The 14,128-nt window shown below is 38.2% G+C and carries 14 protein-coding genes; 12 read left to right on the top strand and 2 right to left on the bottom strand.

The window, feature by feature from the left end:
- Positions 1–148: 148 nt before the first annotated feature.
- Positions 149–1,360, bottom strand: a complete 1,212-nt coding sequence (locus LQ50_RS06350; protein WP_034627268.1) for a nucleotidyltransferase — start codon at positions 1,358–1,360, stop codon at positions 149–151.
- Positions 1,361–1,590: 230 nt separating this feature from the next.
- Between LQ50_RS06350 and LQ50_RS06345 the strand changes: the two genes are divergently transcribed.
- The 4 genes from LQ50_RS06345 (at position 1,591) to LQ50_RS06330 (ending at position 4,016) form a co-directional block, all read left to right on the top strand.
- On the top strand, positions 1,591–2,106 hold the full coding sequence (locus LQ50_RS06345; protein ID WP_034627265.1) for a YceD family protein: 516 nt from the start codon (positions 1,591–1,593) through the stop codon (positions 2,104–2,106).
- A 99-nt stretch (positions 2,107–2,205) separates the two neighbouring features.
- Positions 2,206–2,379: a 50S ribosomal protein L32 gene (gene rpmF / locus LQ50_RS06340; protein ID WP_034627262.1), complete on the top strand. Its 174-nt coding sequence runs from the start codon at positions 2,206–2,208 to the stop codon at positions 2,377–2,379.
- Between the two features lie 121 nt (positions 2,380–2,500).
- Entirely contained in the window at positions 2,501–3,271 is a 771-nt protein-coding gene (locus LQ50_RS06335; protein ID WP_034627260.1) for an enoyl-CoA hydratase/isomerase family protein, read from the top strand.
- Positions 3,272–3,431: 160 nt separating this feature from the next.
- Positions 3,432–4,016, top strand: a complete 585-nt coding sequence (locus LQ50_RS06330; RefSeq protein ID WP_034627258.1) for an RsfA family transcriptional regulator — start codon at positions 3,432–3,434, stop codon at positions 4,014–4,016.
- Positions 4,017–4,101: 85 nt separating this feature from the next.
- On the opposite strand, the gene LQ50_RS06325 is transcribed toward LQ50_RS06330, so the two are convergent.
- Entirely contained in the window at positions 4,102–4,620 is a 519-nt protein-coding gene (locus LQ50_RS06325; RefSeq protein WP_034627256.1) for an N-acetyltransferase, read from the bottom strand.
- 182 nt (positions 4,621–4,802) lie between these two features.
- On the opposite strand from LQ50_RS06325, the gene LQ50_RS06320 reads away from it, so the two are divergent.
- The 8 genes from LQ50_RS06320 (at position 4,803) to LQ50_RS06285 (ending at position 14,081) form a co-directional block, all read left to right on the top strand.
- Positions 4,803–5,738, top strand: a complete 936-nt coding sequence (locus LQ50_RS06320; protein WP_052144613.1) for a 2-dehydropantoate 2-reductase — start codon at positions 4,803–4,805, stop codon at positions 5,736–5,738.
- On the top strand, positions 5,726–6,106 hold the full coding sequence (locus tag LQ50_RS06315) for a DUF3397 domain-containing protein (protein ID WP_034627253.1): 381 nt from the start codon (positions 5,726–5,728) through the stop codon (positions 6,104–6,106). Before LQ50_RS06320 ends, LQ50_RS06315 begins: the two co-directional genes overlap by 13 nt.
- An 82-nt stretch (positions 6,107–6,188) precedes the next feature.
- Positions 6,189–7,811: a bacillithiol biosynthesis cysteine-adding enzyme BshC gene (bshC, locus tag LQ50_RS06310; protein WP_034627251.1), complete on the top strand. Its 1,623-nt coding sequence runs from the start codon at positions 6,189–6,191 to the stop codon at positions 7,809–7,811.
- A 153-nt stretch (positions 7,812–7,964) separates the two neighbouring features.
- Positions 7,965–8,396, top strand: a complete 432-nt coding sequence (gene mraZ / locus LQ50_RS06305; protein WP_034627479.1) for a division/cell wall cluster transcriptional repressor MraZ — start codon at positions 7,965–7,967, stop codon at positions 8,394–8,396.
- A 24-nt stretch (positions 8,397–8,420) separates the two neighbouring features.
- Positions 8,421–9,353, top strand: a complete 933-nt coding sequence (gene rsmH, locus LQ50_RS06300) for a 16S rRNA (cytosine(1402)-N(4))-methyltransferase RsmH (RefSeq protein WP_034627249.1) — start codon at positions 8,421–8,423, stop codon at positions 9,351–9,353.
- Between the two features lie 19 nt (positions 9,354–9,372).
- On the top strand, positions 9,373–9,720 hold the full coding sequence (gene ftsL / locus LQ50_RS06295) for a cell division protein FtsL (protein WP_237563661.1): 348 nt from the start codon (positions 9,373–9,375) through the stop codon (positions 9,718–9,720).
- Positions 9,721–9,866: 146 nt separating this feature from the next.
- Positions 9,867–12,053 carry a penicillin-binding protein gene (locus LQ50_RS06290; protein WP_034627246.1) on the top strand — a complete coding sequence of 729 codons (2,187 nt, stop codon included), beginning with the start codon at positions 9,867–9,869 and terminating at the stop codon, positions 12,051–12,053.
- 108 nt (positions 12,054–12,161) lie between these two features.
- Entirely contained in the window at positions 12,162–14,081 is a 1,920-nt protein-coding gene (locus LQ50_RS06285; RefSeq protein ID WP_034627244.1) for a stage V sporulation protein D, read from the top strand.
- The last annotated feature ends 47 nt before the right edge of the window (positions 14,082–14,128 follow it).

Raw genomic sequence — 14,128 nt, 5'->3', positions numbered from 1 at the left:
CTTTTTTAAAGATAGGCAATGGCTCACTCGTCGCGCGGCTGTTATGAGAACCCCGCTCATAACAGCCTTAAAACAATGCGACGGCTTAGCTCATTGCTTAGAGGCGATCTAAAAAGGTCAAAAAACGGACCTTTTTAGATCGCCTCTTTTATTGTATTAGAATGGGAGGTCTGGTTATTTCTTCTTTTATTTGTTTCGTCCTTTGTTCTGGTGCAAGTGGGGACAGATAAACATTGGTCACTCTTTCTTCCATAGACGCAATGGGCCCTTCTACTTTTGCGGGCTTTGTAATAAGTGGGAGTGTTCTTTGTTTTTTCGTGTAATTTAAATAGGCTTGTCCTTTTTTATTCATTCCGAGCAAGCGAATGTATGTAGGGCTCGATGAGAGAACATTTTTCATTTCCGCTTTTGTAGTATTCGTTAACACATGTGTAGCAAGGCGCTGCAATCTTGTCCAAGTGTAACGTTTTGTTTTCATTTGTTGCATCCACTCTTCAAATGAGGTGGAGTGTTTCCCGGCTTGTATCATTCTATATTCAAGTCCCTCTTCACATTCATAGATGAGGCGTAATTGTTCAGATGGAGTGGAAAGTATTTTATATTGCAACAGATGATAATAGTGTTCCCATGTATGTAGAAGGGAATAAGCATTTTTATAGTCGCGGATCAGTTGGTACGACGTTTTAGGCATGACATGTTTGATCTGACTTAATTGACCGTTTGCAATGGCTTGGCGAATACTCGTCGCACTTGCGATGTTCTCTTCGGTCACATCTTTGTCATGGTATTGGGCTTGCTTCCGTAAGGTCGTAGTTGCTTTTATGTTGTATCCTAGGTCTGCGATGGATTTCACGTAATGAAACCCAAGAATGTTATTAGGTTCGGTTAATGCAAGAATCGATGAATCTGGCTCTAATTGGTTAAACGCCTCAGCGGTTGCTCTAGGGTAGCTTAAACCTAGCTTCATTTTTGATTTTACAAGTTGATCAAATGCTGCTTGATGGTTTTGCATAAAGGTATGTAATTGTTTGAAGTCATTAATGTTTCCTGACTCGCTACCGAAATTAATAAAGTCTACCTTCATATTTGCTAATAATGAAATGGCTCCATTAGCAAATAATTCGGCTTTTTGGGTAGAATAGAGATAGGGGAGTTCAATCACTAAATCAACTCCACATGTTAGTGCCATTTGAGCACGGTACCATTTTGAAACAATCGCAGGTTCACCACGTTGTAAAAATGTCCCACTAATTACAGCGATAACTACGTCTGCGCCTGTTAATTTTCTAGCTTGTTCAGCTTGAAAGAAATGTCCATTATGAAAAGGATTATATTCAACGACAATACCAACTGCTTTCACTCTTTTCCACGTCTCCTTTTAAAATTGACTTTAGTGATCCTTTTATTTTCTATTTTGAAATGAATTAGTCTTTCTTTACTCTTCTTTTATGTCATGCTACAATAAACGTCATGCTTTAAACAAGTACAAGTTCTAGATCTTACGGACTCAATTAGAGTGTAAAGAAAAAAGGTTGACATTCAATTGGTGTAGAGCTATACTTAATTTTGTTGTCTTAGAGGTGATCAGAAATGAAATGGTCATTACAGCAATTATCTGTTGCTAAGCGCAAACCATTTACATTTGAAGAAGAGATTGATGTTTCAAGCTTAAAAGAGCTAAATCAAGATATCAGATCGGTTTCTCCATTTCACGTTAAAGGGGAAGTTAATTATACTGGTAGCATGATTACGTTTCAGCTAAAGATTAAAGGCGAATTGATTCTTCCTTGTGTTAGAACGTTGGCTGATGTGAAATTCCCTATTGATCTTCAGGTTGTTGAACATTTTCATCCGACGAATGATTATGTTACAGCTGATGTCGATCAGGATGAAATTCATTTTTTTGAAGGGGAAACGATCGACCTTATACCTGTCATAAAAGAACGTATATTACTTGAAATTCCTATTCAGGTTTATGCGGAGATAGAGGCAGAGCGTCTAGCACCACCCGCAGGAAAAGACTGGGGGATCGTTACAGAGGAAGAGCACAACAATCGTGTTGATCCAAGGTTAGCTGATCTGGCAAAGTTTTTTGAGAAAGAATAGGAAAGTCGAAGCACCGGCAACGTTCGGGCCTTCATTTCATATAACCAACTAAGCTTGGATGCAGTTGGATTTTATAGATTTTTTAAGGAGGTGGGAATGATGGCAGTACCATTTAGAAGAACATCTAAAACTCGCAAAAATAAGCGTCGTACTCACTACAAGTTAGCAGTACCTGGTATGACTAAATGTCCTGAGTGTGGAGAATTAAAGCTTGCTCACCGTGTTTGTAAAGAGTGTGGCTCTTACAAAGGCCAAGATGTGGTTAGCAAATAATTTGATACGAACGAAAAGACGAAGAGACAACTCTTCGTCTTTTTTCTTTTTGTTTTTAGGAATGTAGCTGAGTTCCATTTTGATTGTCGTATATTATTCTTAAATTTGCAGGAGTGATTAAATGGCTAACGTATTGCTTGAACAGAATAGTAATGGTGTAACCTGGATTCGTATTAATCGTGAAGAAATTCGTAATGCTGTGAACTTTGAAGTGATGGAGGAGTTAAATGACCTATTAACTATTGCTGAAAAAGATGAAAGCAAAGTCGTAATCATAAGTGGGATTGGAAAGAAAGCATTTTGCTCTGGTGGAGACTTATCGGCCTTTCAACATATATTGAGTGAGGATGCTGCTAGAAGAATGTTGATGAAAATGGGAGCTGTTATAGAGAGGATTGCGTTTTTTCCTAAAATAACGATAGCTGCTTTGAATGGGACAGCAGTTGGTGGTGGGGCAGAGCTTGCTTCGGCCTGTGACTTTCGAATTGCAGCTCCCCATATAAAGGTTGGCTTTGTTCAGGCGAATTTGGCTATTACAACGGGTTGGGGAGGAGGAACATTACTGTTAGAGCGAATAGCGAAATTAGAAGCCTTACAGATGTTATTATCAGCCAAGATGTACTCTACTGAAGAGCTTATAAGAAATGGATTCATCCAACACGTGATAACAAAGGAGCCTTTTGAAGAAGGCGTAATAGACTTTGCGGGGCCATTTTTAAATAAAACGAAAGGCGTTATACAAGCTTATAAAGGCAGGTATATCGATCATCTTGATCAAGGCCGAATTCATCTGAATATGAAAAATGAAATAGCTGAATGTGCAAAGTTATGGGAAGAGAAAGAACATCACGAAGCTGTTTTAGCATTCTTGAAAAAGTCTAAAAACATCTGATGCTAGATTTCTGAATAGATCTTGGTATATCGGTAATAATTGTCTAATAGAACGAAATCTATTTGAAAAAGAAAAAGAGAATATCTTTTTACTAATAATGAGTCTTTCTACTCTAGTAGATGCATATGAATAAGTAAATAAGACTCTAAGGAGGGATTCTATGACAACGATTCGCCAAGATGCATGGAGTACAGATGAAGATTTGATTTTAGCTGAGGTTGTTCTTAGACATATAAGAGAAGGGAGTACACAGCTTTCTGCTTTTGAAGAGGTTGGGGAACGATTGTCTAGAACGAGTGCGGCGTGTGGTTTTAGGTGGAACTCTGCCATTAGGAAAAAATATGAATCTGCTGTTGCTTTAGCAAAGAAACAACGTTCAAAAGGAAAGAAGCTTCAAGTTAAAACAACGGAATGGGTAAGTGAAGCAAGTGAGGAAATACTGGAGCCTGTTGCAACGATACCAGAAGAGAAAAAGCAAGAACAAAAGGCTGTAAAAAATGAAAAAGCAAATAAGAAAGAGGCCATTTCGCGTGAGCTTACAATGAAGGAAGTTCTTTCCTTTTTAGCGGATTATCATGAAGATATGAAAAATCGAATCTCTACTGAGGATATAGAACAATTAAAACGTGAAAATAGACAATTGCAAGAAGAGCTTGATCAGGTTAAGGCAGAAAAGAAAGTGATGGCAGAGGATTATCGTGCGCTATTGTCTATTATGGATCGAGCAAGAAAATTATCTATTTAGATAAAGATTTTGAGCTGAAAGAAAGAATAAGATATTGAAAGAACTACTCGTTAAAGGAATTATGAAACGAGTAGTTCTTTCTCTTTTAAGTTAAATGATCTTCTGATTCAATATTAACTGGTTCTTTCTCACCTACTTGTTCTTTCACTCCTTCAGGATACCAAACATAGGGGCTCTCACCGCGATCTCTTGATACATCATATGTCGCTGCTTCAAACCCCATGTGTTCCCAAAATCCTCCTGAACCTTGTCTAGCATTCGTTTTAATTGGTAAATCAAATGATTTGGCAAAGTTAACTAGCGACTCGCCGTATCCTTGTTTTCGGTAAGCTTCTAATACCTCTAACTTCCAAAGTTCTAAATAGTCCTGTGGAGGATTAAAGTAGCGGTCGTATCTTCCATCAATTCGATACAAGCTCATTCTTGCTACAAGCTTATTACCAAAATAAATGCCATAAAAAGGAGATTCGCTATCATTTTCAATGATATTTGCTTCCAAATCACCTTTCATAGAAAGTTCTGCAGACCCATATTCACGGAAGTTTTTAAACTCTTCTAATGTTTTATAATTGACAAGTAAACGTTTCACTTCATAATCGTACAAGTAAATCTCCTCCTTAATGTTGCTAACCTCTATTTTATTTTACTACAATTTAGATTGAAAGCGTTTAGATTTGCTTATTTTTTTGATGAAGAAAGAAATGTTTTAATAATCAGACTATTTTATCTTGTAAGTTTTGCTTAAGAGTATGGTACAATTTTCATAAAAAAAGAGGAGTAATATCAGTGAAAGTTGTTGTATTAGGATCTGGCTCTATTGGAATGCTTGTGGCATTCAATCTTATAAAACAAGGCCACTCTACGTTATTAGTAACAAATCGTAATGAGCAAGCTAATTGTATAAAAGAGGAAAGACTTCATCTAATTAGAGAAGATGGAGTAAATGAGTCTATTCATGTGGATGTAGAGAGTTTTTCAACTCTAAAAGGTGAAGAAACAATTGATTTGTTAATTGTTACTGTTAAATCTTATCAGGTGGAACAAGTAATCAAAGCGATTCAGGCTTCAAAGCTCTCCATTTCTTCCGTATTATTTTTGCAAAATGGGATGGCTCATACTGAGTTATTGCCGATGATCACAATACCAGAAGTTGCTGTTGGTGTCGTTGAACATGGAGCGCTTCGAATAAATGATTATACGGTTCATCATACAGGGGTGGGACTAATAAGGTGGAGTTATGTACGTGAAAATAACAAAATGGTAGAAGGAGTGTTAAAAGAAAGCACTGAAGGAAGGTTTCGAACGAAATACGAGCAAAAATGGGAGCCGATGTTACAACATAAGTTAGTTGTTAATGCCTGTATTAATCCCTTAACTGCTCTATTTGGAATCCGAAATGGTGAACTTGTTCAGAACTCTCATTACAACATGTTATTAAGGCAAGTTTTTGATGAAATAATGAAGGTTATTGATTTAGGAAATGCAGGACAAATGTGGGAGTATGTGTGTAATATTAGTGAAAAAACTGGAGCCAATCGTTCATCGATGCTATCGGATTTGGAAAATAAACGGAAAACAGAAATAGATAGTATTGTAGGCTATTTACTTAGGAAAGCTGCCAAAAAGCAGTTGAATACGCCAATCTTAGTCTTCCTATATGAGGCGATAAAAGGCAAGGAGAAAGAATATATGTTAGGGGAGGCTAATGTATGTCAGAGCTAGTAGCGTCGGTCATTGCTACAATTGTTACGATCCCGTTATTAGGGTGGTATATCATTTATATTACTACTGTAAAGATTTCAAAAAACAAGTCTAAATCCATTCGACGTGCATCTGATTGGACGACGTTGCTATTTATGGTTGCTGTGTACTTTATTATGAGTGAAATTTGGTCCCAATCCTTCCTTTGGATTATCTTAGCTATTTTCTTTTTTATTTCATTAGTGGTTACGTGGATGCAGTGGAGTGTTTCAGGAGATATTCAAACAAAAAAATTATTTAGAGGGATATGGAGGTTTAATTTCCTGGCCTTTGTCATCATTTATCTATTATTAAGTGGTTATGGACTGATTGTAAGAATATTTAGTTGAACGATAGGTCGAAATACTTGGTGGCTGACAAATACTTTGCTATGATGAAGATGAATTTAGTGATACGAAGGGACGTCTATACATGTTAGAAGTAAGAGAAATCGACCTAATATCAAATAAAGGATTTATAAAAGATTATGTAAATGGTAGTTACTTGAGTGACCAATTTTTTGAATATACATATAACGATGAAGACAAATTTAAAAAAAGAATCGATCACCTTTTAACAAAGACTTATAAAAGGGATGAATTGGCAGATTATTTATTGGAAACTCACAATTCTTTGGCGTATTCAAATCAAGCTTGTAGTCAAATTGAGAAACTTCGACAACCGAATTCTGTTGTCGTTGTAGGGGGGCAGCAAGCAGGGTTGTTAACAGGTCCTCTCTACACGGTTTATAAGGCGATGTCTATTATCATCTTAGCGAAACAACAGGAAGAAAAGTTAAATGTCCCTGTTGTTCCTGTTTTTTGGATTGCTGGAGAAGATCATGATATGGATGAGATCCGGTTTGTTTACAAAGAAAAAAGAGGTACGTGGAAAAAGCACCAATACGATGATTCTAGCAAATCTTCATCAGCTTCGTCTTTGAAAATCGATAAGGCTGAGATACAAAAGTGGTTAAATGAGCTTTTTTCTACATTTCCTGAGACGGCTCATACGAAAAATTTACTCGTGAATTTAACTTCTCTCTCGGAGAAATCCTCTACGTTTGTTGATTTCTTTAGATATGTCATGAATTGGTTTTTTGGAAATGAGGGACTTTTGTTATTAGATGCACATGATCCGATAATTCGGAAAATGGAAATTCAGTATTTTGATCAATTAATCATGGATGTTGAGCAGGTTCAAAAGGCGCAGCAGAAAGGTGCTCAAGCCTTTGCTGAAGCTGGATACGGGGAACCGATTTTGACTGACTACAGCAATGCCCACCTTTTTTTAGAAGTAGAGGGTGAGAGAAAAAGGTTGGATTATGATCAAGGTGTATTTTCTGTAAAAGGAACAGACATTGTTTATTCAAAAAGTCAATTATCTACACTTTTACACAAGTATCCAGAAAGGTTTAGCAATAATGTTGTCACAAGACCTTTGATGCAAGAGTGGCTTTTGCCTGTATTAGCTTTCATATCAGGTCCAGGTGAATTGCGGTACTGGGCTACATTAAAACATGTTTTCACACATTTTGAGGTTGAAATGCCTCCTGTTATCCCGCGTATTCAGCTTACGTTTATTCCTTCTGTTGTGCAAAAGTGGTTGGCTGAAACTGATTATGAGTTAAAACCGTTTCTTCTAGGGAGGATGGAAGAGCTTCGGGAATCCTGGCTAGAGAAAGCAACGGAATACCCCGTTAGTGAAGTGATTGAACAAGTAAAGAGCAATATCCTTTCTGATCATCAGCCTTTGCGTGATTTAGCGAAGGATATGGACCCAACTCTTGCTAAGTTGAGCGAAAAAAACCGATCCATTATTGAAAATCAAATTGCTTTTATGGAAAAAAAGATGAAAAAATTCGTTCGACAAAGCCATGACAGTACACTTGCGAAATTTACGGAAACAGGTAAGTGGCTAGCTCCATTAAATCGACCGCAAGAACGGATTTTTCATCCGATCTTGTTGATGAATGTCATTGGAGAAGAGGGATTCAGACGATTGGTGTCAACAAATATGTCGGTTAATCATATTCATAAAGTTGTGTATTTGTAAATTCATGTAATGATTTTCCGTCGAAATGTGGATAATTGAAATCCTGCCAAAGGGCAGGATTTTTTTTGTGTGGATAAATTGAAAATTTAGTGTGGTGCAAAGTGGAGGAATGTGGTAACTTAAGGGTAGTAAGTGGGGGGAGTTGGGTTTGCGATGTTTATGGGAGAATATCGCCATAACGTAGATGAGAAAGGTCGTATGATTGTTCCGGCTAAATTCCGGGATAGTTTAGGCTCTTCTTTTATAGTAACCCGAGGTCTCGATCGCTGTTTATTCGTTTATCCACAAGATGAATGGAGTAAGCTTGAGAATAAATTAAAAACCCTACCATTTACAAAAAAAGATGCACGTGCTTTTACCCGATTTTTCTTTTCTGGAGCAACTGAATGTGAATTGGATAAGCAGGGAAGAGTAAACATAGCTTCACCTCTAAGGGAATATGCAAAGCTTGATAAAGAGTGTGTTGTTATTGGAGTTTCAAACAGAGTAGAAATATGGAGTAAATCAATTTGGGAAGAGTATTTTGCTGAATCAGAAGAATCATTTAGTGAAATTGCTGAAAATATTGTGGATTTTGATTTTTAGTTGGCCGTCTTTGGAGGTAGTAGGATGTTTCATCATGTGACAGTTTTAAAACAAGAATCAGTTGATGGGTTAAATATAGCGCCTAATGGAATTTATGTCGATTGTACATTAGGTGGTGCGGGGCATTCATCTCTTATTGCCGCGCAGCTTGAAGAGGGTGGGCATCTCTATGCTTTTGATCAAGATGATAAAGCATTGGCCCATGCAAAAAAGCAATTACAGCCTTATGAGGGACAAGTAACATTAATTAGAAGTAACTTTAGACATATCAAACGTGAGTTAGCCCATCACGGCGTTACGAAAGTGGATGGAATTTTATTTGATTTAGGTGTTTCGAGTCCGCAACTAGACGAGGCTGAACGGGGATTTAGTTATCATCAGGATGCCCCTCTTGATATGAGAATGGACCAAACGGCTGAATTAACAGCTTACCATGTTGTAAATGATTGGCCTTTTGAACGTCTTGTGAAAATCATATCTCGGTATGGAGAAGAGAAGTTTGCTAAGCAAATTGCTAGAAAGATCGAGGCACAGAGAGAAAAGAAAAAGATTGAGACAACTGGGGAACTTGTTGAAATTATTAAGGATGCGATACCTGCACCGGCAAGAAGAACGGGGGGACATCCGGCGAAGCGGACGTTTCAGGCCATTCGGATTGCAGTAAACGATGAATTAGGGGCCTTTGAAGAAGCATTAGAGGATGCTATTTCACTTTTAACCGAAGGAGGCCGCATTTCCGTTATTACATTTCACTCACTTGAGGATCGATTATGTAAAGAGGTTTTCAAAGAAAAAAGCAAGGGTCCAGATTTACCACCAGGTATGCCTGTCATTCCAGAAGGGTATGAACCGATTTTAAAACTAATAACTCGAAAACCTATTATCGCTTCAAATGAGGAATTGGAAAGCAATAATCGTTCACGTTCGGCAAAGTTACGGGTTGCAGAAAAACGTTAAGGGGGAATGAGATTTGAGTATGGTAGCACGTAAGATCCAAGAACAGCATCAACCACAAGTTCAAACCAAAAAAAGAATCCGTCAAGTTCGTAATCCTATCACAACAGGCGAAAAGGCGATTGTTGGATTCGTAGCTTTAGTAACATTTATTGTTCTTGGTTTCATGGTAAATAATTTCGCTTCTCTTTATACAATGAATCAAGAAGTTTACCGGCTTGAGCAAACGATCAGTCAACAACAGCAAGTAAATGAAGGTCTTTCTTTACAAGTCGTTGAACTGAGTGCTCCAGATCGTATTCTACATATTGCGTCAGAACAATTAGGGATGTCTTTAGATGATAACAAGGTGAAAGTTGTGCAAAACTAGTTAAGTTATGGAGGGTAGTGAAAAGGTAGAATCAACCTTTTTCCTACCCTCCAACTATGATCTAGTTCTTTTGTAGAAATTGGTATAATTTAGGTCGGTGTAATTGCAACTCACCTTCTGTATAGTAGAAAATGAGGTGAAAAAACTTGGAAATTAAAAGGTCAGTCACAAACAAAAGAGCTGTGTTATTACTTGGAGTTGTGTTGTTTTTATTTACCGTATTACTCGGTCGAATTATATATATTCAATCAACTCAAGAAATAGACGGACAAAATTTACGAGCTCTTGGAGAAGAGCGATGGACAAAAACGGAAGTGATCGAAGGTGTTCGTGGTACAATATTTGATCGTACAGGTAGTCCGGTTGCGCAAGAAGTAAATTCGTATACGGTATATGCTGTATTAGATCAGAATTATCAAAGTTATGTAGTTGATGTAAATGAAACGGCCAACCTCCTTGCCCCACATATAAACATGAACGAACAGGATCTTGCAAGAGCCTTCACTAACGCACAGGAAGAAGGAAAATTCCAAATTGAATTAGGAGCAGGGGCGAGACATTTAACGTATGAACAAGTAACAAATATACGTGAATTAGAATTAGATGGTATTTACTTTCGCGAAGAGTCTAGACGATATTATCCGAAACAAACTTATGCGTCTCATGTCATTGGTTTTACAGAACGTAATACGGGTGAAGCGCGTATGGGACTTGAGCGAAGTCTAGATGACATCATGAGGGCAAATGATGGAGCCATTAGTTATCAACGAGATCGAAAAGGATTTCCATTGCTGAATCCAAATGAATCCATTACAGCCGCCCAAAATGGGCATGATGTTTACTTAACTTTAGACTCAAATATTCAAACAGCACTTGAGCAAGTGATGTCTCAGGTTGAGGAAGACTATAGCCCGGAAAAGATGATCGCTATTGTAGCTGATCCAAAGACAGGAGAAATACTTGGAATGAGCAATCGACCAAGTTTCAATCCGAATCATTATGAACAAATTACCAATTACTTAAATTACACTGTTTCTGACCGTTATGAACCTGGGTCTACCATGAAAATGTTTACAGTAGCTGCTGCTATTGAAGAAGGGGTTTATAATGGACAAGAACTCTATCAATCTGGTTCTATTGAAGTAGCTGATCGAAGAATTGGAGATCATAATGAAGCTCGTGGGTGGGGGACGATTTCTTTTGACGAAGGGTTTTATCGCTCATCTAATGTGGCTATGGCAAAATTAGTTCTTGAAAAGTTAGGATCGGAGAAACTTTATGAATATTTGACAAAATTTGGGTTTGACCAAAAGACTGGAATTGATTTACCCAATGAAGCTGATAGTTTACTAGCAAAAGGTGGAAGAGTCGATGCTGCCACAACCGCTTTCGGACAAGGGAGTGCAGTGACACCGATTCAACAAATTCAGGCAGCAACAGCTATTGCTAATGACGGGAAGATGATGAAACCATATATCATTGATCAAATTGTTGATCCGAATCAAAACTCTGTTATACAAAAGAATGAGCCAGAGGTTGTTGGTGAACCAATCACAAAGGAAACAGCGGATCAAGTTAAGGACCTGTTAGAAGGGGTAGTGACGAATTCAGCTGGAACTGGGCACCCATATTATTTAGAAGGTTTTAATGTTATTGGAAAAACAGGTACAGCCCAAATTAACAACCCTAATGCAAGAGGGTATATTCAAGGGCATGGAGAAAACATTTTTTCATTTTTAGGGATGGCACCTAAAGAGGATCCGCGTGTAATCGTATATGTTGCAATAGACCGACCGAAAATCGGCTTAGACGAGTCAGGGGCAGCACCAACTTCCATGATTTTCAATACAATTATGAAGCATAGTTTACAATATTTAAATATTTCCCCAACAGTAGATGAAATAGCAGAGGAAACAGAGATCGGTTTTAAAACAGACAATTATGTTGGCCAGTCCACTTCTAGTGTGAAAGAACATTTAGAAGAGGAAGGAATTGAGCTTACTATACTTGGAGATGGTTCTAAGATAGAAGCGCAACAACCTCTTGCTAATAAAGGAATGTTAGAAGGGGAGCGTTTGTTCTTACGTACTGATAGCGACGTGTTCTCGATGCCTGACTTAACAGGTTGGTCCAATCGGGATGTCAGACGTTTTGCTCAAGTGATGGAACTTAACCCTACTTTTTTTGGGCGAGGATATGTTGATACACAAAGTGTGGAGCCGGGGACAATGGTTGAAAAAGGAGATTATATTGTGGTAGAGCTTTCTCCTCATACTAGTAATAGTAGCAATGGTGACTTAGTAGAGGAAGATGAGGAACAGACGGGAGAATAGCAAGTGGATTCGCATTTGTTCTAACCAATCGTGTACAAGCATACGTTTAAAACAAGCCTAGTCATAAATTGACGGCATGTGAAACGAATGGATGCGGGAGGTATTACGGTGCGAGTTTCTAACGTAACAGTAAGAAAACGACTAATTCTTGTATTGTTTTTTGGACTGGCTGTATTCTTAATCATTGCACTAAGACTCGGTTACGTCCAATTTGCACTTGGTGATTGGTTAACAGACCGAGCAGAAGATTCATGGAGTAGGGATGTCCCGTTTGAAGCGAAAAGAGGGGAGATTAGAGATCGAAATGATGTGGTTCTAGCAACTAATGTTAGTGCCCCTTCTATTCTAATTGTCCCAAGGCAAGTGAAAGATCCCGTGGACACAGCTGAGAAGCTTGCTGCGGTATTGGATATGGATCATCAGAAGGCTTATGAATATGTCACAAAAAATGAGTCCATTGTTAGGATTAATCCTGAGGGGCGAAAAGTAACGAAAGAGAAAGCAAGTGAGGTAAGGTCGTTGCGTTTAGCAGGAGTATATATTGCCGAAGATAGTAGAAGGCACTATCCGTTTGGTAGTTATTTATCTCATGTGCTTGGTTTTGCAGGTATTGATAATCAAGGATTAACGGGCTTGGAGTTATATTATGATGATCACTTAAAAGGTGACAGTGGTTACGTATCGTTTTTCTCCACAGCTAAAGGGAACCGAATGCCTAATTTAGCGGATGAATATACAGCTCCTGTAAATGGTCTTGATTTACGATTAACGATTGATAGTCAAGTTCAAACAATTATGGAAAGGGAATTAGATATTGCTGAAGCTACTTATAATCCAGATGGAGCCATTGCCATTGCAATGAATCCTAACACTGGAGAAGTGTTAGGAATGAGTAGCAGACCTCATTATAACCCCGAAAATTTCCGGGATGTTCCACCAGAAATCTATAATCAAAACAAACCTGTTTGGATGCAATATGAACCAGGTTCAACGTTCAAGATTATAACATTAGCAGCAGCTCTTGAAGAAGGAGAGGTAGACCTAGAAAAAGATACATTCAATGATCCTGGTTATATTGAAGTGGCCGGGAGAAATTTAAGATGTTGGAAAAAAGGTGGACATGGGCACCAAACATTTTTAGAAGTTGTTCAAAATTCATGTAACCCAGGGTTCGTTGTTTTAGGGGAACGTCTTGGAAAAGACCGCCTGTTTGATTATATTGATGATTTTGGATTTGGAGAAAAAACAGGAATTGATCTTCAAGGGGAAGGAACGGGGATATTATTCAATCGAGACCAAGTTGGTCCACTTGAACAAGCTACAACGGCATTTGGTCAAGGGGTAGCGGTTACGCCAATTCAACAAGTGGCAGCTGTGTCGGCAGCAATTAATGGAGGGTATTTATATCAACCATTTTTAGCAAAAGAGTGGGTCGACCCGCTAACCAATGAGGTTGTCGAGCAGCAATCGCCTATTTTAAAAAGACGCGTTATTTCAGATGAGACATCTAAGGAAGTACGATATGCATTAGAGCATGTTGTAGCACTTGGCTCTGGTAAAGGGGCCTATATCGATGGATACAGAGTTGGTGGGAAAACGGGAACCGCTCAAAAAGCAAAAGACGGTCGTTATTTAGAAAATAACCACATTGTTTCCTTTATTGGTTTTGCTCCTGCCGATGATCCACAAATTGTCGTATACGTGGCCATTGATAATCCAAAAGATACCCTGCAATTTGGGGGAGTTGTAGCTGCACCTATAGTCGGCAACATTATTGGTGATAGTTTGCTTGCGATGGGAGTAGAAAAGCGTGATGGACAAATTGAAAAGGAAATGACTTGGACCGACACTCCTTTAATTGAAGTTCCAGATTTAGTCGGGAGAACGATGCGTGAACTTAATGAATCATATTATGAACTTAAGGTTGATGCAGATGGAGATGGGAACTATGTACTTGCTCAATCACCAGAACCTGGAGTAAAAGTAGAAGAAGGTTCAACAATCCGACTTTATATGGGTGACAAATAAGGACAAAACGTCTAAAATAATTAAGGTGTTTACGCACCGCTAAGCAA

This window comes from Halalkalibacter okhensis, assembly GCF_000787375.1.
Classification (GTDB): Bacteria; Bacillota; Bacilli; order Bacillales; family Bacillaceae_D; genus Halalkalibacter; species Halalkalibacter okhensis.
This window is presented reverse-complemented; position numbering and strand designations above follow the sequence as displayed.